A 24,337-nucleotide genomic window follows, 5' to 3' on the forward strand; every position below is an offset into this window, starting at 1 on the left:
TATAAATATTATATTTTATATTTCCCCAAATCTCCTTTAAAATACTCCGTCATGTTTTTAAACTCATGTATATTGTTTACTAATTTTTTCAATTCATTAGTATAGTTTGTTACATTGGCACTTACTTCCTCAGATGAAGCAGAATTTTCCTCTGCTATGGCTGCCAGAGATTCTATATTCTCAAATATACTTGAAATAGAATCAGCCTCATTATTTAAATCATTTATAGTTTTTATCATAGAAGATGCAACAGATTGTACTGATGTTGTTGCTTCATAACTAATATCCCTAACATTTTCTAAATTCTTAGTTTCCCCTTCTAACACATTATACTGAGTATCTATTTTATCAGATAAAATCTTGGTTTCTTGTGCAAAAGTTACTAGATTTAAATTAATTTCTTCAACTGCACTTTTAGTTTGTTCTGCAAGTTTTCTAACTTCTTCTGCTACTACTGCAAAACCCTTTCCCTGCTCACCTGCACGTGCTGCTTCTATGGAAGCATTTAATGCAAGTAAATTGGTTTGTTCTGATATTTGAGAAACTATTGATACTATGTTAGTTATATCTTTAGCCTTATTTTGAAGATCCAAACCTTTATCCCTTACTTCTTGGAATTTTTCTAAAGTATTTACTATGTTTTTACTTGTACCATTAACATTTTCATAGCTATTATTGATTTTATTTAGAGCAGTTTCTAATTCTGACTTATTACTATTTTCACTATCCACTATATTTTTTAAGTTTTCTATATTATCATTTAAAACCGCTACAGCATGTTCAGTATTTTCAGCTTGATTAACAGCACAATTTGCCACTTGCTCAACAACACCAGATATGTCCTCAGAAGTATGACTCATCGAATTAGAAATGTTATTTATGTTATCAACAAAAGTATTCATTTCGTCTGTTATACCTTTAAATCCAACAAAATCAGTTCTAATATTACTCTTATATTTTTTTATCAACTTGAATAAATCTTCAAAAAAGTCATTGGTAACAATCTCACCATCCTCTAAATACTTATTATCTATTATTTTCTCTATCTCTGATTCTATAATACGTTTAGGCATCATAAGTAAGTGAGCTGATATATATGCCGCTACTGTAGGTAATATAGTACACACCGTAAGTTTAACTATACTGCCTGTCCCTATTGTAAATAAATTAGTTATTAAGGATACTAAAAATACTAATGATGTTATTTTTCCTCCAATGCCCTTAATAAACCCAAAAGATAATAATTTATTAAAGGTAAATACCTTTTTATAATATATTTCTTTTTCAAAAGTTAATTTCAACTTCAATGAATTATCCGTTCTTTCTAATTGGTCTACCTGTATATTTTCTTTAAAATGACTTATACTTCCCTCCGTTAAACCTAGAAAATAATCAAACATTCCTCTATCAGATTTATAATTAAAGATTGCTTCTTTACTAGATATGGGTTCAATTGTTAACAATGGTGGTTTTGCTCCTGGAAATTTTTTAGTCATAACAACATGTACGTCAAACATAGATTTATAAAATGAGTATAAATTCTCATGTTCGAAGAAAGCAGGGTAATCATTGAAAAATGTAATTATATTATCTTTACCTATTTCTTTCCATAAATCTTTAACATCAATGTTTTTTATTTTAGCAATATTGGCTACAACATTTTTAACCTCTTTATCATCTATATTTTCTATAGGAGTAAATATTTTATTACAATCCCACCCTATATCTTCCATAGCTTTGTCTACTACTTCATCATCATAAAGTTTTCTGCATGTTTTCATCCATGTAGAAACTACTGTTCCCTTCATATTTTATCCCCCTTTATTAGTATTGATTTTATTAAAACGTTAAGTTCATTCCACTTAAAATAAAATTGTTATTAATATATAAATTATACCTTATAAGAAATGTTTTTACAAAATATAAATGTTATAATTTACTTAAAATGTAAATATGTTTAAAGTAGTATTAGTTTTCCCTGGAGGTTATATATGAAAAAACATATCTTAATAATTAATATTCTTGTTTTAATTTTATTAAGTATTTTATTCCTTCCTAGAAGAGTAGAACATGCAGTAATATATGGCCATAATTCTAAATATACAAATATATATATTAAAGACAAAGCAGAACAAATTAAACTTCCTACAAAATGTAAAGTAGGCACCGTTATAAATTACAAATATAATTTTTTTAAGATATTAGATTTTAGTGAAGTAAAACCTATAAAAGAAAGAGTTCTCATAAAAAATAAAAATTTTTATGATTTAGAAAAAACGGGTAAAATATTATTGTCAAAATCACCTACTTATTATTATTTAAAAGATAATACTATTTCGGTATGTACTGCCAAAAACTTAATCCTTGGGAAATATAATGTTAAAAATTATTTAGATGAAAAAAATAATTTAAATACTTTTATTATTACTCCAGAAGATTATTCTTACATGAGAGTTGGAATATCAAATTCCAATTTTAAATCCATATATCATAATAAAATTCAACTTACCACCTTAGATGAGTGCTCTTTATATAGTTTAAAAGATAATTTTTACCTTAATATCCCTAAAAATTGTAAAATAGATATATTCAATACTACTACTTCGATAAATGTAAAAATAAATAATACCACAAAATCTTTTAAAAATCGTATTTATATAAAAGGCAACCGTATAAAAACAAATAGTATATCTAGAGGTAACCCAAAGTTCACTCCAATATATTCAGGAATTTTAGAACTATACCAAATGTCTAATGGTATTGTTTTGATAAATGAAGTAAGTTTAGAGGATTATATATCAAAAGTTGTTCCCTCTGAGATGCCTTCATTTGGAGGTGTAGAAGCTTTAAAATGTCAAGCCATAGCTGCTAGAACTTATGCCATTTCAGATATGTTGGCAAATAGATTTTCACATTTAGGTTTTTACGTAGATGATAGTACACAAAGTCAAGTTTATAATAATACGGAAACAAATTCCTTAAGTGAAGAAGCCGTAAACTCAACAAAAGGATTAATAATGACGTATAAGAACATACCTATAGATGCTAAATATTATTCCTCATCGGCTGGGACTGCTGCCTCCTATAAAGATATTTGGTTTAAAAGCGATGGTTCCAGTGATAATAAACCCTATTATTATAAAGGTAGTTATATAAAATCTTTAAATACATTACCAAATACAGAAAAAAGCTGGTTAGAGTTTTATAAAAACACTGATCTAGAAAGTATAGATAAAAGTTCACCCTATTTTAGATGGAATATTGAGTTTCCTAAAAATGTGCTAGAAAAAAGTTTAAAAAAATCTTTATATAATAATTATGAAAAAAGAAAGGACTTTATAAGTATATCCCATAATAAAAAAACAAATAGTATGCCTGAATTAAAAACTCTTAAAGATATACAAGTTAAAAAAAGAGGTGCCGCCGGGAATGTAATAGAAATATCTTTCATCTTTAGTAATGCTACAATTAATGTAAAAGGTGACTTAAATATTAGAAGTTCAATAATATGTAGTAAAGATTTTACTGGTGTAATAATACCTATATTAAGATACAAAAAGGAACCACTTATTAATAATAAATTTCTGCCATCTTCCTTTTTTTCTATAGAAAAAATCCATAATAAATTTAAAATTTGGGGTGGTGGATATGGTCATGGAGTAGGAATGAGTCAATTCGGCGCTATGGAGTTATCAAAACAAGGCATTAAATACACTGACATATTGAAAACTTTTTATAAAGACATAAAAATTAAAAATATTTACTAAAATAAATGGAGCATGTAGAATAATATACTACATGCCCTTTTATTTAAATTATAATATATCATCAATGTAATTAGTGGTAGGCATTGGTCCATCCCTTAGTATACTAGGAACAGGAGGGATAAAAACCTTATAATTTTCTTCATTATCATCTTCAAATGATCTTAATTCAGCAATTTGAGTTACTGCAACATAAATATCTGATATCCTATACCATGTAGCATAATCTATATTTCCCGTTTGAGGCAAGGAAAAAACTGACTGAAATACTTTTACTGATTTTTGAGTGTCCTCCCCATATATACCATCTACGGCCATCTTTGGTATTGCCGGATAATTTACAGATATTCTATTTAAGTATGTTTGAGCCGTTCTTACATCTGGTCCTCTACTTCCAACTGTTAATGTATATCCAGGATATGATTTTGGTATACCAGATACCTTTCTTGCAGTATTTAAACTTAAATCAGGGCCATAAAAATTTGTTAAAATTTCATAAGGAGTTTTGCCTTGATCACCCAAATATTTGCTTCCCCATTGAGTTAGCCAACCAGGACATTGGACCTTTACCCCATCACAATATTGAGTAAGTAGTGGTTGTTTTCTATCTGATCTTTTTACATATGTTGAAAAAATATCATCAACTATTCTACTTATATTATCATATATATTTCTTCCAAAAACAAAAGCATGATCGTAAGCAGTAGAGTTAGTTATATCAAAATTTTTACCCTTCCCTCTGTACCACTCTGTGTAGATCCTATTTAACGTAAATGATATTATACAAAACACATTTGCCCTTATAGTGGTTTCTGGCCATGTTGAAAATATCTCAGAGGAAGCAACATTTTTTACATAGTCTTTATATGGTATTGTGTAATTTGGTGCTGATGGATTATCTGGTAACCCCGTATGCACCACTATAAACTGAGGAACCACTGGTTCTGGCAATACTACAAGGCCACTTGGTATTGGAGGATCTTTCTTATTAGGGTCCTCAGGTATTTTGGGTGGAAAATTACCAACCAGTCTATTAGGTTTTATATCTATTACCTCTTCTGTCTGCCTTACGTTACTAAGATTTAAATTACACTGTTGAAGTGCCACCTGGTCAGGATATACCTGACATCCATTTACCTTTATGGGTGTATACCCTGGTGCTTCTATTAATAAATCATAAAGACTATATGGAAGTTTATCACTAGGCTGTTGAGAAATAGCTAACGATGGCGCACTTAATTCCACTTCTTTAGTTAATCCAGATGAATCCGTTGTTAATGTCCCACTAGATTGTCTAGTGCTTGTATCCTTGGAGGTTGATATAGTTACTTTGGCGTTTTCCACTGGTATATAAGAATTACCTTTAAATACTTGAACTTTTAATCTGCCTTCTGGCATATTAATTCTCCTTAATAATTTATTCATTATTATAAATATGATTATAAATTAAAATGGTTACTTTTATTTAGACTGTTTTTTCATATACTTAGGTAATCTTATATATAATCTACTATTTTCTAAATATCTGATATTTTCAAAAACACCCATTAAATTTAAAATACCATATCCCCACTCTCTATTAGGATAAGCATCACCTGGTCTCTTAGTTGCACCTCTAATTAGATAAGTTTTAATTTTAGGAGCATACAAAGTCTTATCATTTCCATCAACTATTCCCCATTGAAATAATAATGCCACGGCACCTGCTAATACAGCCGCTGCTGCACTACTTCCTGAGATTACTTGGGTGCCGCCACCTACTGCAGTTGTTAATACACTTACTCCTCCTGCAGCTATATCAGGCTTTATTCTTTCATCTCTAGTGTATCCTCTTCCCGATGCAGCTACTATCCTATTATTATTTTGGTCATAAAAAGCAGAAGATAATATTTGTCTTCCTGTTGAAGGTATCGTAAGAGTGGTATATTGATTTGGATTTAAAAATCTCGTTCCTTCTCTTATTAAAGCCCTTTGTGGTAACCAAGCATCATATCTACCATCTACCACTAAATCACCTATCAATTTAAATTGCCATATTCCCTCTCTAACATTATTAATCAATATATTTATTAATTCATCCCCAGTACTCTCTTCAGGAATAAAATACTGAATGGTTAAAAAACTACCTTCAAATACAAATTGGATTACTTCAACTTCCTTAAGTTTTGCAGATATTTTCTCAATTACTTCTCCAGAAGGTGATACTATACTTAAAGAAAACTTATCAGGCTTATTACCCCAAATTTGAAAACTAATATTTTTTTCATTCTCTGCTACCTTAAGCTCAATAGTTTTTTCGTCACCAGTCTTACCTAACCTACCAGATGTATGTGTATCACTATCACCCTCATTACCACAACCCGTAACTACACAAACTCCTCTAGTCTTTGAAATCTCATCAACATACCTTTCTAAAATAGAGTTGCCATCATGACTTCCCATATTAGTCCCTAAAGGTATTAATAAAACTAAAGGTCTTTTATTTTTCTTTGCTAAATTATATAAATACTTTATTCCAAGTATAACTTCCGTTATATTATAAGATGCACAACTAGAAGATGTTACTCCCTTTAGAGCTAATGTATTCTTCTTTGCCTCTTTTAATTTTACTATTCCGAATTCACAATCCGGAGCGGCCCCTACTATCTCAGGGTTTTTCCCCCTGGCTCCTACAATACCTGCCATAGCTGTGCCATGACCTATAGTATCTTTACTAGGAACTATAGAATAAGGATCACCTCCTGATTTTGATAATTGAATTGCTTTATTTATAACCTCTCGTGAATATTCTGTACCAAGTTCAAATTCCTCTGGACTTTTGCCAGTATTAACTGTTTGATCCCATATTGAAACTATTCTTGTTTTATCGTTCTCATATATAAACTCTGTATTTAGGTAATCTATACCACTATCAATTATACCTATAATCACCCCTTGACCTGTAAGATTAAGAAATTTATTCTGGTGAAATTGTGATATATTTGCAGCATCAATAGGAGATATATTACAATTAGTAAATAGTGTTGGCATTTCTACATAGACTATCTCTTTAGTATTTTTTAATAATTCATTTAATTTATCAGATCTTACTGTTATTATTGCATAATTATCATCTAGTATATTTATACATGCAAAATCTAACTTATCAATCACAGCCAATATATCCCCATTGTATTCAACAAGAATATTATAATAATTTTCATCTATATATTTTTCTTTACAATCATTTTGTCTATAATATCTTATATACTCCTCTATATCCTTAAAACTATTATTTCTCATATAAGAAATCTCAGCTATATCAATAGAGTTTCTCAAACATAACGTCCCATAACCCCAAGTATTATTGGGATACTGTATATTCTCCCTCCCCCTTTTCGCTCCTTTTAAAAGAAAATATTTCAACCTCTCACCATACATAAACCCATCTCTATAATATTTATATGCCCACTGAATCATTAATGCACAAGCACCGGCAACATGCGGTGCAGCCATAGATGTTCCAGTAAGTGCATCTATTATTCCTCCAGGTATAAATCCTTCTATTTGCTCTCCTGGAGCTACTATATTAGGCTTGTTAGAATCTTTGGCACCTCTTCCCGAAAAACTAGAAATAGAATTATTATTATAATTATAACTTCCAACAGATATAACATTATCAACTGTAGCTGGTATCCCCAATGTATTTGCAACATTAGGCTGTAAAAATTTTGTATCTCTACTTAATCCTTCTGATATTGGCATCCAAATATTATATCTTCCTGGTTCACTGCTTGAATTATATAAAGTGATTTTCCATTGACCAGATAATAAAAAATTTGCAGTAGGAATAAAAGCTATAACTATCTCTCCATTTATACTAATAGGCTTAGGCCCACTATTATATATATAATATTTATCCCTTCCTATATTCCCTTCCTTATATCCAGCTTCCAAATTAATTTTTCCAGTAGTAATTCCACTGGAATTTACTATTTCAATACTTATGTCACTTAATATATTCCTATATAATTGAAGAATTAATGATTTTTCTCCCCCTGCTATGTTAAAATTAATATTTTGTGTTGGTCTAAGTGGTCCTCCTACATGGTGGGCCATATCACCCTCGTTTCCTGATGCCACAACAAAAGTAATTTTTTCAAGATTACAAATAGTATAGATATACTGTTCTAATAAACTACTACCATCATGGGCGCCATCATTAGTACTGAAGCTTAAATTTATGACCAAAGGCATATTTAACTCCCTAGCCTTATCTACAATAAATTTTACTCCTCTCATAATCTGGGTACTTTTTGAAAAGTTTAGACCTCCTTCAGATGCTAATTTTACCATTATTATTCTACTTTCATAAGCTACCCCATAATATTGTTTATTTATATCCCCTCCTGCACAAGCTATTGATGCCACATGGGTACCATGACCTGCATTATCCATATGTGGCACTATATCATAAGGATTAGAAGATTTTAATGCTCTATTTATATCATTTTTATCCCACACTTTATTATTTATCCCTAATTCACATATATATTCTATTCGTGTTTCTCCATTTTCACTTATAAATGCTGGCACTTTATAGTCTATACCTGAATCTATAAACCCTACTAAAACCCCCTTTCCAGAAACTCCATATACATCCTGAGCTTCCTTTATGCATGCTGCCTTATTACTTTCTAAAGATGATAAATATACATCCTTAGGCAATTCTAGATACTGTATTCCCGTAATACTAGAAACCTGTTTAATTTTATCTATTGGTATAGTAACTATGCCAAATCCATATGATAAATCTTCAAAATTTCCTCCTAATTGTTCCACACCGCTTCTTACCTGCTTCACATTTTGACCACACAAAACTACTAGTTCAATTTTAGCTTGTTGCCCAATTTCTTCTTGAGCCAAAGAAATTACTTTGTACTTTACACTATCTGGTAAGTTTAATAATAGATTTATAGAAGTATCTAAATTGTCCAAAAAATCACCTCAAAAAAAACATCTCTGTTACATATATTATGCATCAGAGATGTTTTTGTACCCCTTATTTATAGCTTAATTTCTAATTTATCAAGTTTTGCTATAGCCTTTATATTTTTTATTTCTACTGTCTCAGTTAATAAGCTACCTGAATTACTCACAAGAAGTACTTTATTATTATCCAATTTTTTAATTTGTCTTATCTTTCTCTCACCTTTATATTCTATCAAACATATTGCATTATTTTCTATTTCATGGATTATATGCGCAAAAGCTAAATCTCCCTTACAAATTCTAAATCCTGTCATATCATCATTTTCTACTTCTATGTAAAAAACTTTATCTTGAGGATATCCCTCTATTTTATTTGAAACTATTGGTAACTGTTTATTTCCTATAGGTTTATTTAAATCGTATTTATAAATGCATATACTTTTTAATACAGAACCAAATGCCTCATTCCAAACATCATTTGTTTTTTGTTTTTTAGGTTCATAACTAAATTTTTGTTCTTCTTTATACACTTCTTCCTCAAATGACATCGTTAAATCATTTAAATCCTTACCTAAAATTTTAGATATCCTATCTATTAAATTTTGATTTATTATTTTTTTCCCAGTTTCTACTTCATTAATGAATGTTTCTGATACTCCTAACTTTTTCCCCAATTGTTTTTGAGAAAAACCAGCTTCATTTCTTAATTGTTTTAATTTAACCCCTATTCTACTCATTTCATCCACCTCTTAAGTACTTAGTTTTATTTCCCTTGATTTCTAAACCATTCTCTTTCTTCTATTAAGTGTTTTAGTAAATCTTTAAATATCCATTCAATTGATATATCCGTTACCACTGCTAATATTGGCATTGGCTTTATAAACATCTTTATTAAAGTTATAGCCTTATCTAACTCTTTATCTGGTAAATTATTGAATAAAATAACTTTTTCATTTATTACATCAGTATTTAATATAGGCAATTTAATACGATTTAAAATATCCTTTACTTTCATATTAACCATATCATTTTCTATAGTTAGATAATTAGGAAGATTATTCTGTTTTATTAAATTTTGTAATATCTTTTTTTCATCCCCATTGAAACCATATATCAATATTACTTTATCATTTTCCACTCTCAAAACACTCCCTTCCCTTTCATTTATTACCTTCAACTATATAATTATACATCATTCTTTATCAAAAATAAAAATTATTCCTCAGCTTCTCTTTTACTATTATTACTATTTAGCTTATCTATCTCCTGTACAAATTCATTAATCTCTAATTTCCCATTTCTATATTGATTTAATATATCTGATACCTCATTTGTGTTAAAGCTTATATTAAATTTCTTCTTAAAAAATGTCTGTAAAAGTGCTATAGCTATTATTTGCAATAAAGCTGAAATTTGCCCTGCAATTTTAGTAACTCTTCCAGATTCCTCACTTAAATCTGCAGTTTTTTCCACTAACAATGTCCATTGCCCAATATCTAATAAAAAGTAGCATCCATAAACATCTTTTCCCATATAATTTTTATAAGTATTGCTATTAGAATAATCTATACTTAATTTTATGTTTTTTAAATCTACAGCCTTATTTCCAACTGCATCCGGAATAAACTTAGATTCTGTTATAAATTTCCCTTCTTTATCTACCACATAACATTCAGTACCCTCATCTACTCTCATATTCTTCATCATATCATTTAATTTAGAAAGTAGTAGTCTAAAAGATATTATTCCTATTTGCTTGTTTGATTTATTTTTTATAGGACATGCTATATCTATATAATAACTATCCCCTATATTTATAGCCTCTGAAGTAGTCAACTGACCTGCAAAGGCCTCTTTTATATAACTCTTTTCCAAAAGAGCTTCTAAATTTTCTGAGAACCCATATATGATTTTTTTATTATTATCTAATACTAATACACTTGTATATCTATCCTTATATGCCCTAATAAAGCTTAACCGATCACTTATTCTGGTTTTATCCAAACTTACAACTTCTTCCATGGAACTGTATAATTTTATTTCATATTTTATATCCTCCAAAGCTTCTGATATACTATTTTTCTGTCTTTTCCCCAATACATACAGATTATCAAGTAAACTTCTATTATTATTTTTAAAATTAACACTATAAATAGTTATATAAGATGGTATCATTATTATCAACGATACCAACATTAATGCTATAGTATTAATGGTATGCACAGAATTAACCTTTTTCATAATTCCAACCTATCTATACTTAATTCTCTAATAATTTATTCATTATAAGTAAGAAAGGTGAATTAATTTAGATGTATAAATCCACTTGCTCCAAATCCCATGAATATCACAGCTATAAAATTATAAATTATATGTTGTATACTCCATATTGTTATATCCTCTGTCTTAATATAAATTATATATGGTATAGTGAACATGAAAGCTTGACATACTAAAAATGTCCAAGTATTTACAACAGGTGTTGGCATAAATTCACTCCAAAATAACATATGTATTAATCCAGTATAGATAAAGGATGCTATAAATCCATTAATCTTTATCTTGCTCCCTGCCAAATCAAATATATTTATCCAAACTAAATGTTCAAAAGTTCCATTAAGAATAGCAAATAAAAATATATTAATAGCCATATCCTTAAGGTTTGTATGTTGTGGTACTGAATTATTTACATATAAATATCCACATAATATAGTAGATAAAAATAAAATTATTGTCTCTTTTTTAACCTTTTTCCACTGTGGTTTAAAATATGGTAACTTTCCTCCAATAGTAAATCTTAATAGAATTCCACATACAATCCAATAGGCTAATGCTGCTAAGAATGGACTTTTAGTTAATTCCATTATTTCTCTAACTGCTAGTGGGAAAGTAAAAGTTATAAACCACCCTAAATATTGTTTTACCCTTACATTTTGTTTTACAGGATTAATTGGTTTATTCATTTCCATCACTCTCTAAATCTATTTTATTTAATTACTTCAAATAAATTATACCTTATTTTTAAAAAAATAATAGTATAAAATATATATTATATAAAAAACCCATATAATTTTATCTCATTTAAGTTCTATTTTTTATTGACAACAAAGTTTATTAATTATAAAATCAAGCATATATATTTTAAAAAATTTCTACATTCTAAATAGACATATTTTATATGTTCTATTATTATTTATAAGGAGGTTTAATATGGTAAAAGACTTAATTTACTCAATACCAACAAAACAGCATTCAGAAAATGCTATACATTCACTACTCCTCTCTCATCCAGAAATAAAATTTGTATCTTTTATCGGTGTAGATTTATCTGGAAATGATACAGATGAAAAAATACCAGTTTCACTTTTTATAGAAGATATATCTACCTTTCTAAAAGGTTCTGTACAAACAGACGGTTCTTCTGTGTACTTTCCTGGTATCGCAACATTAAATAATGCTAAGGTAGATATGATTGCGGATTTAGATTCTAACTGGTTCGTAGATTATAATTATGAACATATAGATTCTGAAACTAAAAAACCTATAGGAACTTTACGTATTCCTTGTTTTTTATATCATGAAAATAAACCTATTGACTCAAGACATATTTTAAAAAATTCCATTGACCACTTTAAATCCTCTCTTCACAAACTATTTAAATCCAATCCATCTTATTTGTCACATTTTAATTTAAATTATGATGATATATCCCATTTAGAAGTTACCTCTGCAACTGAATTAGAGTTCTGGGTAAAAACCCCAAATGATAAAGCGGAAATTGAGGAATTATCAACCTCTCAAGTTTTACATGAACAATATTGGACTAGAACTAAAGGTGTAGTTAGAACCTCTCTAGAACAATCTCTTTTAGTTTTAGAATATTATGGTCTTAAACCTGAGATGGGTCATAAAGAAGTTGGGGGAGTTAAAGCCAAATTAGATGATACAGGTAAATTAACTCATATAATGGAGCAGCTTGAAATAGATTGGAAATATTCAACTCCCCTTCAGGCCGCTGATAATGAACTACTTGCTAGAAACATTATAAAAGAAACTTTTAGAAGGAATGGGTTAGATGTTACATTTTTAGCAAAGCCCGTAGATGAAGTTGCAGGTAGTGGGAAACATATTCATATAGGTATTGCCGCAAAATTAAAAAACGGTGAAAAAGTTAATTTATTTTCTACAAATAAAAAACATTTTTTAAGTACATTAGGTTATGCTTCACTTATGGGTGTACTTAAAAATTATGAAGTTATAAATCCCTTTATAGCTTCTTCAAACGATTCTCTTAGAAGACTAAAGCCTGGATTTGAAGCTCCTGTTTGTATAGTAACATCAATCGGGCATTCAGTAGAAGTCCCATCTAGAAATAGGACTGTATTAGTTGGAGTAATAAGGGATTTACAAAATCCTTTAGGGACTAGATTTGAATTAAGATCTCCAAGTCCTCATACTAATACTTATTTAGCTATATCCACATTGTATCTAACTATGCTAGATGGTATAAAATATGCTATTTTAAATAATAAATCTGAGGATGATCTTCTTGCTGAATTATCTAAAAAACCTAATGAATCATATGATTATTTAGAAAAAAATAGAGCTTATAGAACAGAGGCAGATGTCTTTGAAGATTTCACAGAGAAAGAACGAGAATGTTTCTTTGGAAAAGCACCTGCAACAGTATATGAAAATATAATTGCATTTGATAAATATCCTGAAAAACTAAAAACATTACAAGATGGTAACATATTAACAGATAAAATTATTAATAGTTATAAACTTACTACAATAGATAGATGGGTTACAGAAATAACAACAAGACTATTAAATAATTATTCCGAAGAAATAAGAAGTTTTAAAATGCTTCATTCAATAGACAGAGCATTAGACTTAGATATATCAAATTGGATGTTAATAAACGATCTAAGACAATATATTATGAAAGATACTTATAATAGAAAAAGTTTATTTACTAAAATCAAGGAATCTGCAGATACAAAAAATTATTCTAAGTTATCTAATCTTCAATTAGAGTTAGATGAAAAAATGCAAAATCTAAGGAAACTTTATTCAACCTATAAAAAAAATCTTTTAGATATTTAAAATAAAGGGAACTGCTTTAGCAGTTCCCTTTATTTTTTCCTTTTTATAATAAATAAACTGGCAGAGCTTACTACCAGTTAAAAATCTCTTAATGGGAAACTCTTAACTACCATTTCCTTTTTATTATTAATAGGTTTCCAAAGTTCTATCGCCTTTATTGTTGCCATTCTATTTATACATTCTCTCTTCATCCATTGGCATGCAGCAACATATTCTCTATTACTCCATTCTCTAGCTGCATAATTGGTATTAGCTAAAGAAACATGTAAATCCCAATTCTCTATATTATCTCTTACTTTAAAACCTCTTGATTTTAAATTATCATTTATGTTTCTTGATAACCTTGTTATATATCCTTTATTTGATATTTTTAAATTAACAGACTTATATGGTGGATCAAAACAAATTGTTCCATCTAACATAACTTTAAATCTTTTATAAGGCTTTATGATGTCTGTAACAATTTTTGATAATTCATGTATATTAGGATCATCTATTACCTCTAAAGTTATATGTAACATAGGAAGATTTCTATATGTTCTATATCTTTTACAAATCTTCCTTTGTATATTTTCTATATAAGAATAAGATTTATCATCAAATAAAGCAACCAAATAATACTTCATTTCTATCCCCCAAATTCCTATTTACTTTTTTCAATAAAATTACTAGAATATATAAATTTATTTGTGGAAAAATAAAAATGTTCATAAACAAATATATATGATAAATTACAGGAGGGATTATTTATGAAACATAATAATAGTATAGCATGTACAGTTGATGAGTGCAAATATCATTGTAAAGAAGATAACTATTGTACCCTTGAAAAAATTCAAGTAGCAAAACATGAATCTGTAGCACATTCAGTAGAGTGTACAGATTGTAATAGCTTCGAAAAAGAAAATTAATTCCAAAAAATCCAAATGGGTGAAAAATTCCCTTTGGATTTTTTATTTATTTTTAACTCTACCTATTCACATTTTAAAATTTAATGTTAAAATAGTATGGAATTATGTTATAATAAGGTTTGTAAATATTCAGATTTAGAATTAATTCCAGAAAACAACAAATATTATATATATAAATCTATAGATAAGGATGGATGCGGGGAATGGATAAGTTAGTTATAAATGGTGGTAAATCCCTACATGGTAATGTAGATATCAGTGGAGCAAAAAATGCTGCTGTAGCTATACTTCCAGCAGCTTTAATGGCTAGTAAAGATGTTTGTATTATAGATAATATTCCTGACATAGAAGATGTTCATTGTCTTGAAAGAATAATCGAAAGTTTAGGATGTGAAATAAAAGTAAATAAAAATTCTGTTACTATTGATAGTTCAATATTAAATAGCCACGATGCTAATACAGAAGATGTTAGAAAAATGAGAGCTTCTTACTATCTTATTGGAGCACTATTAGGTAGATTTAAAAAAGCTAGAGTTGAAATGCCAGGTGGGTGTCCTATAGGGGTTAGACCCATAGATCAACATATAAAAGGCTTTGAAGCTTTAGGTGCAAAAGTAACTATTGAGCATGGTGTAGTTATTGTAGAAGCAGATAAGTTAATTGGAACTAGTATATTTTTTGATGTAGTGAGCGTTGGAGCTACTATTAATGTAATGCTTGCAGCAACATTCGCCGAAGGCACTACAACATTGGAAAACGTAGCAAAAGAACCTCACATAGTTGATGTTGCTAACTTTTTAAATTCCATGGGCGCTAATATTAAAGGCGCAGGAACAGATATAATAAGAGTTACAGGTGTTCAAGAACTAAAAGGTTGCTCTTATAGTGTAATTCCAGACCAAATCGAAGCGGGAACTTATATGATTGCCGCTGCTGCTTGTGGTGGAGAAGTTACTATAACTAATGTAATTCCAAAACACTTAGAATCTATTTCAGCAAAACTTATAGAAATGGGTGCTGAAATAATAGAAAATGGTGATTCTGTTACAGTAAAATCAAATAAGAATCTAAAAGGCGTAAATGTAAAAACTTTACCATATCCTGGGTTCCCTACTGATGTACAACAACCTATGAGTGCATTGTTATGTGCTTCTAAAGGAAGAAGTCTTATAAATGAAAGCATCTGGGAAAGTAGATTTAAGCATGTAGATGAATTAAAAAAAATGGGTGCCAATATAAAAGTTGAGGGTAGAACTGCCATAATAGATGGTGCAGACAGACTTACTGGTGCTACAGTAAAAGCTACTGACTTAAGAGCAGGAGCTGCTATGGTAATAGCAGGATTAATTGCAGAAGGTACTACTGAAGTATTAAATATAGAACATATTGATAGAGGATACCCTCATATTGAAAATAAATTTAATTCTCTAGGTGCGAACATAAAGAGAATTACAGTAAAATAAGGTGGAGAAACCATATGTTTTTTTATTCTTTATATAGTGGAAGTAGTGGTAATAGTGTATTAGTTTCCTCTGAAAAAACAAAAATTCTCATAGATGCTGGTCTTCCAGGTAAAAGTATCGAAAAGGCTCTACATACCATAGATCAAAAACCTACTGAAATAGATGCGATTTTTGTTACTCATGAACATACAGACCATATTAAAGGTGTAGGGGTTTTATCTAGAAAATATGATATTCCTATATATACAGATTCTCTTACATGGGAAGCTATGCTACCTAAAATAGGTAAATTAAAGGAACACAACATAAAAATTATAGAAAATAATTACAGTAATGTTAAAGACCTAGACATTATAAGTTATAATATACCCCATGATGCAGTTTCACCTCATGGTTATTCAATCTGTAATAATAAAAAGAAATTCTGTTTAGCTACAGATTTAGGATATTTCACAGAAGAAATTCAAAGTATACTAAAAGATGCCGATGCAATTTTATTAGAAAGTAATCACGATGAAGAAATGTTAAAATTTGGTCCCTATCCTTACGTACTAAAAAGACGCATATTAAGCGATATGGGACATCTATCTAATGAAGCCTGTGGTAAAGCTATACTTAGTATTTTAAATAGCTATAAAAAAAAGATAATGCTTGGACACCTTAGTAAGACAAATAATTATCCAGATCTAGCATATCAAACTGTATTAAGCTTACTAACAGAAAATGAAGTAAAACTTAATGAGGATATAGAACTTTTTATGGCAAATAGAAGTATCCCTAGTAAGATTGTAGAATTTTGAAGAAAGGTGAAAAAAATGAAAAAAAGTTTATGTGTATTTATGTGTTCACTCTTAGTTTTATCAACTACTACTTTTATTGGTTGCGAAAAAAAAGATAAATTGAGCTCACAAAATAAACAAAAAATTGAGAAGATTACTCTTCCAAATTCAGATATCGATTCTATAGATTTACAACTATATTTTGATTCATCTCAAGATAACAAAAAAAGTGATGTAGCTATAGAAGAAAGATTAATTAAAACAGATGAACTTCTTGGTGAACTCATAATGCATGAATTAATTAAAGGACCTTCGGTTAATAGTAAATTAAAACCAGTATTACCTAAGGAAACCAGGCTTTTAAGCTTTTCTACTAAAGACAAAATAGCATACATAAACCTTAGTAAAGATGTTTTTGTTAAAAATATGCCCTCAACAAAAGAAGAGGCATGTTTAAAAAGCATAATTTGGTCCTTAACTTCACTTCCTTCTATAGAAAAGGTGAAAATACTAGTGGAAAACAAAGACATTGATACACTGAACGGAAATTTTGACATTTCAAAACCATTAGGAAGGACAGATTTAGAAAATGCACGAAAAAAATAAATTTAGTTGTGAAGAACATATAGATATAGCTATAGATGACTTCTTAGTAGATTATGAAACTTTCCCTATATTAACTAACATTGATAATTCTACTAATAAAAGTTGTAATTATTGTGCTAAAAATGCCTTATATGAATTGAAAACTAATTTGTAAAAATATAAGATAACACGTAATTTCTTTTAGGTATTTTATTGAAGATACCTAAAAATTTTATTATAATTTATATATTAAAAAAATACTAAAGGAGAATTGATATGAGTTTATATAAAGCTTGGACAGATATGGTTGTTGATTATGTAAGAACAAAAGGAGAAGCTGCCTTTTGGAATGAATATGGTGCTGTTGAAAAAAGCATCTACAGTAAGATATTAGCAAAACATGGTACAGAAATAAAAGGTAACATTAATAGCTTATCCACAGAATTTGAAGTTTCTTCTATATTTTTTATGGGATTTCTTGATGGTGTAAATGAGAGTTTAGTTGAAACAATAGATTTAGAAAAAGTAGAAGAGGATACAGACATCAGTCTAAATATAGATTATGAGAAATTATATTTTAATATGTTAGATGCAAAAGCTGATTATCTTTATAATCTTCCTCAATGGGATGCTATATTCTCATTAGAAAAAAGAAAAGAAATACATACTAAATGGAAAGACTCAAAAACAGTTGTTAATACTAATAAAATTGGTAGAAATGAGCCCTGCCCATGTGGTAGTGGGAAAAAATATAAAAAGTGTTGTGGTAAAACCGCATAATCTTTTTTAGTTCTTTCTCATCTCAAAAATAAACCTTACATATAATATGTAAGGTTTATTTAGGTTATATATAAACTGAAAGGATGTGAAACTTAGTAAGAGCAATTTTTGCCTTCTTACTAAAACATTATATGAATATAAGCATAATTTGTGTAGGTAAATTAAAAGAAAAATACTTAAAACAAGCTATTGATGAATACTCTAAGAGATTATCTAGGTATTGCAAATTAGAAATTATAGAATTGCCAGATGAAAAAACCCCAGATAACGCTTCATATAAAGAAGAGTTACAAATAAAAGATAAAGAAGGAAATATGATACTTAATAAAATAAAAAATAATAGTTATGTTATTGCTATGGATTTATCGGGCAAAGAATTAAATTCAGAAGAATTTTCAGGATTCATTTCAAATCTAGGTATCATTGGAGAAAGCAACTTATTCTTCGTTATAGGAGGAAGTTTGGGTCTATCCCAACAAGTCATAAAAAGAGCAAATTACAAAATATGTTCTTCAAAAATGACATTTCCACACCAATTATTTAGAGTTATGCTTTTAGAGCAAATTTATAGAGCCTTTAAAATAATGAAAGGAGAACCATATCATAAGTAATAAAAATGGTGGTTAATCCACCTTTTTTTAAGTTTAACAATAAGCTTATAATCCTACAATTATACAGGATAAAAGTTTATTATAGTAGCACTTACAATTCCTATTCCACTATTAACATATGTATGTTCACCTTCTGCTAAAAAACTTACTGAATCATTAGGCATTAATTTATGGATGCCATTACTTATCTTTAATGTTAATTCCCCTTCTAAAACCATAATATATTCTTGTGATTTTTTAGAATGGCCAATAGATTTATATGAAAAACCTTCATCAATTTCTATTTGAAAAAACTCAAAATTACGAAAGGCTGTAGAAGTATAATAACAATACACTCTATAATGTCCCTCTTCATTATACTGAGTTTTTATTTCACTCTTTCTTATAACATGAGTATTATTTTCCTTTTCATCAAGTAATGATGTATAAGGAACCTTTAATCCCTTAGCTATTTTCCAAATAGTATTTATAGTTGGATTAGTCTCTCCCTTTTCAATTTGAGATAACATAACTTTACTTATGCCAGATAACTTTGAAAGATTGCCTAAACTTAAGTTCCTTTCATTCCTTAGGATTTTTAAATTCTCTGCTATAATAAAATTTATATCCATTTCAATAAACCTCCAAAAATATATTGACAATTATAATTTACGAATGTAAAATATAATTAACATAAAATATATTTTACATTCGTAAATTATTATATTATATTCATATGAAAGAAACAAGAAAGTTAATATTTAAAAATATTAACTTTCTCTTTATAAACAACTAATCTATACATAATATGATTTAATTTTAATTTAAGTTATATGATTTAAAAGGAGGATATTTTTATGATAACACGAGACTATGCCTGGAACTTACTTAATGAATACAACAAGGAACCTTTTCATATACAACATGCTTTAACAGTTGAAGGATCTATGAAATATTTTTCAAAAAAATTAGGTTACGAATATGAATCAGAATTCTGGTCTATAGTTGGTTTGCTTCATGATTTAGATTATGAAATGCATCCAGACCAACACTGTAGCAAAAGCCAAGAAATTTTGAACTCTCTAGGTGTAAATAAAAGGTTAATTAGGGCAGTAGCTAGTCATGGATACGGACTTTGTTTAAATGAACAACCAAAACCAGAACATAATATGGAAAAAATATTATTTGCTATAGACGAACTTACGGGTCTTATTGGTGCAGCATCAAAAATGCGCCCATCTAAAAGCGTTATGGATATGGAGCTTTCAAGCCTTAAGAAAAAATTCAAAGATAAAAAATTTGCAAAAGGATGCTCCCGTGATGTAATTAAGCAAGGTGCTGAAATGCTTGGGTGGGAATTAGATAAACTACTTAAAGAGACAATTTTAGCTATGCGCTCTTGTGAGTCTTATATTATAAACGAGATGAAAATATACAACAATTAAAATTTGGTGCTACTGAATATATTCAGTAGCACCATTTAAATTTAATAATAAATCAACTAGTACCTCCTATTAAAATTCTAGTTCAATTTTCTTTCGAAGTGGTATGACCAGTGCTTTTTTTATTGTTTTCTCTCATTTTCTTTAATATGCTCTTCTATTATATCCAAGTAGTAAATTGACCAATTCATTTTTAATATTTACTATATGTATATAATTAAATGTTTTGGTTAGACTCTACAAAAAAGTACTTAGAGGAGATATAGCAATGGAAAAACTATTTTTAAAAAAATTTCTAAAAAACATTTTTTCAGATACTTTTGAAGTTCAATTTTGGGATGGTACTACAGAAAAGTTTGGAGAAGGAGATATAAAATTTAAAATACTAATAAATAAACATTTATCCAAAAGTGATATAATAAAAGATCCTTTTTTAACCTTTGGAGAAGCATACATGAACAATATAATAGACTTTGAAGGAAATATCCAAGAAATAATAGAATCTGTTTATAAAAACAAAGATAGCTTTTTACATAAAGCTTCACTTTTTGAAAAATTATATAAAATAACCCCCCACTCCGTTAAAAATAGTAAAAAAGATATTCAATATCACTATGATCTTGGAAATGATTTTTATAAATTATGGTTAGATGAAACTATGATTTATTCTTGCGCCTATTTTAAAACCAGAAAAGATTCTCTGTATCAGGCTCAATTAAACAAAGTTGACCATATACTAAAAAAACTAAATCTACACCCAAATGAAACTTTATTGGATATAGGTTGTGGTTGGGGAGAACTTATAATAACAGCAGCAAAAAAATATGGAGTTAAAGCTCTTGGAATAACTCTAAGTAATGAACAATTCAATAAAGTAAATCAACGAATCAAAGAAAATAATTTAGAAAATCAAGTAAAAGTTAAATTAATGGACTATAGGGAATTGTTAAAAACAGGTGAAACATTTCATAGAGTTGTAAGTGTCGGTATGATAGAACACGTAGGTCAAAAAAATATTCCTATTTACATGAATACAGTAAGTAAATTACTTAAGCCTAATGGAATATCTCTACTACACTGTATAACTGCTCAAATAGAAAGTGAAGCAAACCAATGGATTAAAAGGTATATATTCCCTGGAGGATATATACCATCTATTAGAGAACTAGTTCATAATATGCCAGAAAACGATTTACACTTAATTGACGTAGAAAGTTTACGTCTACATTATTGTAAAACACTAGAATCTTGGGCTAAAAATTTTGAACAATGTTTGGACAATGTTAGAAAAATGGGTTTTGATGAAACTTTTATTAGAATGTGGCGGTTATACCTAAATTCTTGCGCTGCTTCATTTCATTATGGGGTCATAGATTTACATCAATTTATATTCACTAAGGGATTAAATAATGAATTTCCTATGACAAGGGATTATTTGTATAAATAAATTAGTTCCCCTATAATATTAAAATAATAATTATAAGTTATTATATTACTTTTAATATACCTATTTCCATAATAGTTTACACTAAAAATCAGAAGGATGTTCTCCTTCTGATTCCCCCTATATATTAAAACCTAATTTTCCCTTATTAAATCTCCCCTTGGGAATTTGCCCCCAAAAGAGCTACTACAGCAGTTCCAATAACATTTGTTGCAGTTCTAGCCATATTAAATATGGTACCGATTCCCAATAACATAGCTATACTTTCCATGGGCAATTCTATACTAGCAAGCAAAATTGTTGCCATAATAGATGCTGTTCCAATTGATGCTATAGTTGTAATTAATACTAACTTAAGTTTTCTGGTTCCTCTATTGATGTGATGCTAGATATAAGAGTTGATACTACTAAAGGAATTACTAACATCTTAATTAGATTTATATACATCTTTCCTATTAGTTCTATTATCTCCATATTTAAATAAGGTAGTGAACACATTTTAATACCTATAATCATTGAAATTAGTACCCGATTTTAAAACTAATATTTTTAATTTTTAGTATATATAACATCACTAAAATTATAATTAGTATAAAAATACTAATATCTTCCTTACCCAAAAATATAAAATACTATTACTATATTTTTAATATGAAAATAATCATAAATATACTCTCTATTAAAATAAAAATCAATAGTTTTTTCCATAATAAATAAAAAACTGCTGTCTTATTACAACAGACTATAAGTTATAGTTATTTATTTTATCTTCTAAATATTTTATAAGACTTACATATTTTCGTTGCAATTCATTTTTTGATGCCATGCTCTCTATTTTACAGCACTCAAAATTTAATCGTTTTTTATTTTCTGCTGATAGGGAAGCTTCTGAAAATTTATATATGGTATTATTTTCCTTATATATGTGCCTATTTAATAAGTTGGTATATGAAATAGAGTTAGCTATGATATCCAACTTTGCCTCTTGGTTACCTTTTTCCAATTCTTTTAATGCCTCTTCTAAATTATGAATATACATTCTTCCCATATCGTGTTCTATAAGCATACCTGTTAAAGGTCCATTTTTAAGCATATTATACTGTTCATCCATTATAGTAAATAGTATATTTTCCTCCTTACTATGATGATGTCTGTCGGCATAAAATCTTACAAAATCTATTATCTTATAAAAATCTTTATAATCCACATACTCATCTTTTAATATCTCATAACAATACTTCCTTATAATTTTAAGCATTCTTCTTATATTATCATGTTCTTTTATCATGGTTTCTATAGCATTCACACTATTTTCCCCTTTATCTAATATTTTTTATTCCTTATATCCCCATAATTAGTATCTCAAATAATCCAACAATTAATACTTTGTGTATATTTCTTTTTTATATTAACTATACTAAATTTTATTAAATATATAGGTAACATACGTTACCTATGTAATATTTACACTTAAACCATATTGGGATATAATGAATTTTAATATATTTAAAATTTAAAAGGGGGTTATCACTTGACTGATTTGATAAAAAAGAAGGGTCTAATAGCAGATTTATCATTATTAATTGTCACAATAATTTGGGGCAGCGGTTTTGTGGCTACTAAAAATGCATTAGATTCAGTCTTACCATTTTTTATTACTACATTAAGATTTTTTATAGCTTCTATATTTATAGGTATGATATTTTTTAAAAATATTAAAAAATTAAATATAAAAGATTTAAAAGCAGGATTTATTATAGGTTTTTTTCTATTTTTAGCATTTTCTACTCAAACAGTGGGACTTCAGTATACCACCGCTGGTAAACAAGCTTTTTTAACTGGAACAAATGTAATAATGGTTCCATTTATATACTGGCTTACATCAGGTGAAAAACCTGATATTTATAATATACTATCTACTTTTTTATCCTTTATAGGAATATCCTTATTAACCTTAAATAGTTCTTTGTACATAAATTTAGGTGATTTTCTTACATTACTTTGTGCTTTATTTTTTGCTTGTCATATTGTATCAATAAGTCATTTTACTAAAAACCACGACCCTATAATCCTTACATTTGTTCAGTTTTTAGTAGCAACAATTTTGTCTTTAATATGGATGTTTATTCTTGAAGGTACTCCTAAATCTATTCCTTTAAAAGGCCTTGTTCCCATAGCCTATTTAGCCATATTTAGTACTTTTATCGCATTTTTGATTCAAAACATTGCCCAAAAATATACTACAGCCACACACACAGCCGTAATATTAAGTTTAGAATCAGTATTTGGCAGTATCCTATCATGTATATTACTAGACGAGTTATTTACTTATAAAATGTGTATAGGATGTGTTATCATATTACTAGCAATAATAACAGCAGAAACTAAATGGAATTTTCTAAATAAAGATCATAAAAAATTCATTTCTTAAAATAAAAGCTTATAAATATTAACTTAAATAAATTTATCTTATTTATTATAAAAATAACCTTTCTTCTG

At 28.3% G+C, this 24,337-nt stretch carries 24 protein-coding genes; 12 read left to right on the forward strand and 12 right to left on the reverse strand.

From position 1 onward, the window contains the following. Positions 1-8: 8 nt before the first annotated feature. On the reverse strand, positions 9-1,808 hold the full coding sequence (locus tag EJL03_RS11585; RefSeq protein WP_125154131.1) for a heme NO-binding domain-containing protein: 1,800 nt from the start codon (positions 1,806-1,808) through the stop codon (positions 9-11). A 183-nt stretch (positions 1,809-1,991) separates the two neighbouring features. On the opposite strand from EJL03_RS11585, the gene EJL03_RS11590 reads away from it, so the two are divergent. Continuing rightward, complete coding sequence (locus EJL03_RS11590) at positions 1,992-3,767, forward strand: SpoIID/LytB domain-containing protein (RefSeq protein ID WP_125154132.1); 1,776 nt, start codon at positions 1,992-1,994, stop codon at positions 3,765-3,767. 48 nt (positions 3,768-3,815) lie between these two features. Here EJL03_RS11590 and EJL03_RS11595 read toward each other — a convergent pair whose 3' ends face one another. From EJL03_RS11595 to EJL03_RS11620, 6 genes are all read right to left on the reverse strand, one after another. After that, complete coding sequence (locus tag EJL03_RS11595; protein ID WP_125154133.1) at positions 3,816-5,162, reverse strand: peptidoglycan-binding domain-containing protein; 1,347 nt, start codon at positions 5,160-5,162, stop codon at positions 3,816-3,818. Positions 5,163-5,225: 63 nt separating this feature from the next. Beyond that, the gene (locus EJL03_RS11600) at positions 5,226-8,741 is read right to left on the reverse strand and encodes a S8 family serine peptidase (protein ID WP_243108710.1); all 3,516 of its coding nucleotides are present in this window, start codon (positions 8,739-8,741) and stop codon (positions 5,226-5,228) included. Positions 8,742-8,809: 68 nt separating this feature from the next. Beyond that, complete coding sequence (locus EJL03_RS11605) at positions 8,810-9,472, reverse strand: helix-turn-helix domain-containing protein (protein ID WP_125154134.1); 663 nt, start codon at positions 9,470-9,472, stop codon at positions 8,810-8,812. A gap of 26 nt (positions 9,473-9,498) precedes the next feature. Next, the gene (locus EJL03_RS11610; protein ID WP_125154135.1) at positions 9,499-9,873 is read right to left on the reverse strand and encodes a DUF3783 domain-containing protein; all 375 of its coding nucleotides are present in this window, start codon (positions 9,871-9,873) and stop codon (positions 9,499-9,501) included. Positions 9,874-9,950: 77 nt separating this feature from the next. Beyond that, a complete protein-coding gene (locus EJL03_RS11615) occupies positions 9,951-10,976 on the reverse strand; it encodes a cache domain-containing protein (RefSeq protein WP_125154136.1) in 1,026 nt (341 codons plus the stop codon). 62 nt (positions 10,977-11,038) lie between these two features. Then, entirely contained in the window at positions 11,039-11,698 is a 660-nt protein-coding gene (locus EJL03_RS11620) for a hypothetical protein (protein WP_125154137.1), read from the reverse strand. A 247-nt stretch (positions 11,699-11,945) separates the two neighbouring features. Here EJL03_RS11620 and EJL03_RS11625 point away from each other — a divergent pair, with 247 nt between their 5' ends. After that, on the forward strand, positions 11,946-13,844 hold the full coding sequence (locus EJL03_RS11625; RefSeq protein WP_125154138.1) for a type I glutamate--ammonia ligase: 1,899 nt from the start codon (positions 11,946-11,948) through the stop codon (positions 13,842-13,844). 77 nt (positions 13,845-13,921) lie between these two features. On the opposite strand, the gene EJL03_RS11630 is transcribed toward EJL03_RS11625, so the two are convergent. Then, positions 13,922-14,470 carry a 2'-5' RNA ligase family protein gene (locus EJL03_RS11630; RefSeq protein WP_125154139.1) on the reverse strand — a complete coding sequence of 183 codons (549 nt, stop codon included), beginning with the start codon at positions 14,468-14,470 and terminating at the stop codon, positions 13,922-13,924. Between the two features lie 123 nt (positions 14,471-14,593). Here EJL03_RS11630 and EJL03_RS11635 point away from each other — a divergent pair, with 123 nt between their 5' ends. From EJL03_RS11635 to rlmH, 7 genes are all read left to right on the forward strand, one after another. Continuing rightward, positions 14,594-14,755 carry a DUF1540 domain-containing protein gene (locus EJL03_RS11635; RefSeq protein ID WP_125154140.1) on the forward strand — a complete coding sequence of 54 codons (162 nt, stop codon included), beginning with the start codon at positions 14,594-14,596 and terminating at the stop codon, positions 14,753-14,755. Between the two features lie 203 nt (positions 14,756-14,958). Beyond that, entirely contained in the window at positions 14,959-16,218 is a 1,260-nt protein-coding gene (locus EJL03_RS11640) for a UDP-N-acetylglucosamine 1-carboxyvinyltransferase (RefSeq protein WP_125154141.1), read from the forward strand. Between the two features lie 14 nt (positions 16,219-16,232). Beyond that, on the forward strand, positions 16,233-17,018 hold the full coding sequence (locus EJL03_RS11645; RefSeq protein WP_125154142.1) for an MBL fold metallo-hydrolase: 786 nt from the start codon (positions 16,233-16,235) through the stop codon (positions 17,016-17,018). Between the two features lie 15 nt (positions 17,019-17,033). Then, complete coding sequence (locus EJL03_RS11650; protein ID WP_125154143.1) at positions 17,034-17,603, forward strand: GerMN domain-containing protein; 570 nt, start codon at positions 17,034-17,036, stop codon at positions 17,601-17,603. Continuing rightward, positions 17,587-17,757, forward strand: coding sequence for a CxxH/CxxC protein (locus tag EJL03_RS11655; RefSeq protein WP_125154144.1), 171 nt, complete (start codon positions 17,587-17,589; stop codon positions 17,755-17,757). The genes EJL03_RS11650 and EJL03_RS11655 overlap by 17 nt, the downstream gene beginning before the upstream one ends. A 101-nt stretch (positions 17,758-17,858) precedes the next feature. Next, positions 17,859-18,362, forward strand: a complete 504-nt coding sequence (locus EJL03_RS11660) for an SEC-C metal-binding domain-containing protein (protein ID WP_125154145.1) — start codon at positions 17,859-17,861, stop codon at positions 18,360-18,362. 131 nt (positions 18,363-18,493) lie between these two features. Beyond that, the gene (rlmH, locus tag EJL03_RS11665; RefSeq protein ID WP_125154146.1) at positions 18,494-18,973 is read left to right on the forward strand and encodes a 23S rRNA (pseudouridine(1915)-N(3))-methyltransferase RlmH; all 480 of its coding nucleotides are present in this window, start codon (positions 18,494-18,496) and stop codon (positions 18,971-18,973) included. A gap of 59 nt (positions 18,974-19,032) precedes the next feature. On the opposite strand, the gene EJL03_RS11670 is transcribed toward rlmH, so the two are convergent. Continuing rightward, positions 19,033-19,584 carry a helix-turn-helix domain-containing protein gene (locus EJL03_RS11670; RefSeq protein WP_125154147.1) on the reverse strand — a complete coding sequence of 184 codons (552 nt, stop codon included), beginning with the start codon at positions 19,582-19,584 and terminating at the stop codon, positions 19,033-19,035. 225 nt (positions 19,585-19,809) lie between these two features. Between EJL03_RS11670 and EJL03_RS11675 the strand changes: the two genes are divergently transcribed. Beyond that, positions 19,810-20,397 carry an HDIG domain-containing metalloprotein gene (locus tag EJL03_RS11675; RefSeq protein ID WP_125154148.1) on the forward strand — a complete coding sequence of 196 codons (588 nt, stop codon included), beginning with the start codon at positions 19,810-19,812 and terminating at the stop codon, positions 20,395-20,397. A 265-nt stretch (positions 20,398-20,662) separates the two neighbouring features. After that, complete coding sequence (locus tag EJL03_RS11680) at positions 20,663-21,841, forward strand: SAM-dependent methyltransferase (protein ID WP_125154149.1); 1,179 nt, start codon at positions 20,663-20,665, stop codon at positions 21,839-21,841. A gap of 145 nt (positions 21,842-21,986) precedes the next feature. Here the strand turns inward: EJL03_RS11680 and EJL03_RS11685 are convergent, their stop codons facing one another. The 3 genes from EJL03_RS11685 to EJL03_RS11695 all read right to left on the reverse strand — a co-directional run bounded on the left by EJL03_RS11685 (position 21,987) and on the right by EJL03_RS11695 (position 23,144). Next, the gene (locus EJL03_RS11685) at positions 21,987-22,145 is read right to left on the reverse strand and encodes a cation:dicarboxylate symporter family transporter (protein WP_243108711.1); all 159 of its coding nucleotides are present in this window, start codon (positions 22,143-22,145) and stop codon (positions 21,987-21,989) included. Between the two features lie 41 nt (positions 22,146-22,186). After that, positions 22,187-22,360 carry a cation:dicarboxylate symporter family transporter gene (locus EJL03_RS11690; protein WP_279222080.1) on the reverse strand — a complete coding sequence of 58 codons (174 nt, stop codon included), beginning with the start codon at positions 22,358-22,360 and terminating at the stop codon, positions 22,187-22,189. 220 nt (positions 22,361-22,580) lie between these two features. After that, positions 22,581-23,144 carry a hemerythrin domain-containing protein gene (locus tag EJL03_RS11695; RefSeq protein WP_125154152.1) on the reverse strand — a complete coding sequence of 188 codons (564 nt, stop codon included), beginning with the start codon at positions 23,142-23,144 and terminating at the stop codon, positions 22,581-22,583. Between the two features lie 225 nt (positions 23,145-23,369). On the opposite strand from EJL03_RS11695, the gene EJL03_RS11700 reads away from it, so the two are divergent. Beyond that, on the forward strand, positions 23,370-24,269 hold the full coding sequence (locus EJL03_RS11700; protein WP_243108713.1) for a DMT family transporter: 900 nt from the start codon (positions 23,370-23,372) through the stop codon (positions 24,267-24,269). The last annotated feature ends 68 nt before the right edge of the window (positions 24,270-24,337 follow it).

It is taken from the genome of Clostridium rectalis, assembly GCF_900626095.1.
In the GTDB taxonomy this organism is placed as follows: Bacteria; Bacillota; Clostridia; order Clostridiales; family Clostridiaceae; genus Clostridium_AS; species Clostridium_AS rectalis.

Bases quoted from the DNA above. Each gene is read 5' to 3' on its own strand.
- EJL03_RS11585 (WP_125154131.1), bottom strand. From the start codon at position 1,808: ATGAAGGGAACAGTAGTTTCTACATGGATGAAAACATGCAGAAAACTT.
- EJL03_RS11590 (WP_125154132.1), top strand. From the start codon at position 1,992: ATGAAAAAACATATCTTAATAATTAATATTCTTGTTTTAATTTTATTA.
- EJL03_RS11595 (WP_125154133.1), bottom strand. From the start codon at position 5,162: ATGCCAGAAGGCAGATTAAAAGTTCAAGTATTTAAAGGTAATTCTTAT.
- EJL03_RS11605 (WP_125154134.1), bottom strand. From the start codon at position 9,472: ATGAGTAGAATAGGGGTTAAATTAAAACAATTAAGAAATGAAGCTGGT.
- EJL03_RS11615 (WP_125154136.1), bottom strand. From the start codon at position 10,976: ATGAAAAAGGTTAATTCTGTGCATACCATTAATACTATAGCATTAATG.
- EJL03_RS11620 (WP_125154137.1), bottom strand. From the start codon at position 11,698: ATGAATAAACCAATTAATCCTGTAAAACAAAATGTAAGGGTAAAACAA.
- EJL03_RS11625 (WP_125154138.1), top strand. From the start codon at position 11,946: ATGGTAAAAGACTTAATTTACTCAATACCAACAAAACAGCATTCAGAA.
- EJL03_RS11630 (WP_125154139.1), bottom strand. From the start codon at position 14,470: ATGAAGTATTATTTGGTTGCTTTATTTGATGATAAATCTTATTCTTAT.
- EJL03_RS11635 (WP_125154140.1), top strand. From the start codon at position 14,594: ATGAAACATAATAATAGTATAGCATGTACAGTTGATGAGTGCAAATAT.
- EJL03_RS11640 (WP_125154141.1), top strand. From the start codon at position 14,959: ATGGATAAGTTAGTTATAAATGGTGGTAAATCCCTACATGGTAATGTA.
- EJL03_RS11645 (WP_125154142.1), top strand. From the start codon at position 16,233: ATGTTTTTTTATTCTTTATATAGTGGAAGTAGTGGTAATAGTGTATTA.
- EJL03_RS11650 (WP_125154143.1), top strand. From the start codon at position 17,034: ATGAAAAAAAGTTTATGTGTATTTATGTGTTCACTCTTAGTTTTATCA.
- EJL03_RS11655 (WP_125154144.1), top strand. From the start codon at position 17,587: ATGCACGAAAAAAATAAATTTAGTTGTGAAGAACATATAGATATAGCT.
- EJL03_RS11660 (WP_125154145.1), top strand. From the start codon at position 17,859: ATGAGTTTATATAAAGCTTGGACAGATATGGTTGTTGATTATGTAAGA.
- rlmH (WP_125154146.1), top strand. From the start codon at position 18,494: ATGAATATAAGCATAATTTGTGTAGGTAAATTAAAAGAAAAATACTTA.
- EJL03_RS11670 (WP_125154147.1), bottom strand. From the start codon at position 19,584: ATGGATATAAATTTTATTATAGCAGAGAATTTAAAAATCCTAAGGAAT.
- EJL03_RS11675 (WP_125154148.1), top strand. From the start codon at position 19,810: ATGATAACACGAGACTATGCCTGGAACTTACTTAATGAATACAACAAG.
- EJL03_RS11680 (WP_125154149.1), top strand. From the start codon at position 20,663: ATGGAAAAACTATTTTTAAAAAAATTTCTAAAAAACATTTTTTCAGAT.
- EJL03_RS11685 (WP_243108711.1), bottom strand. From the start codon at position 22,145: ATGGCAACAATTTTGCTTGCTAGTATAGAATTGCCCATGGAAAGTATA.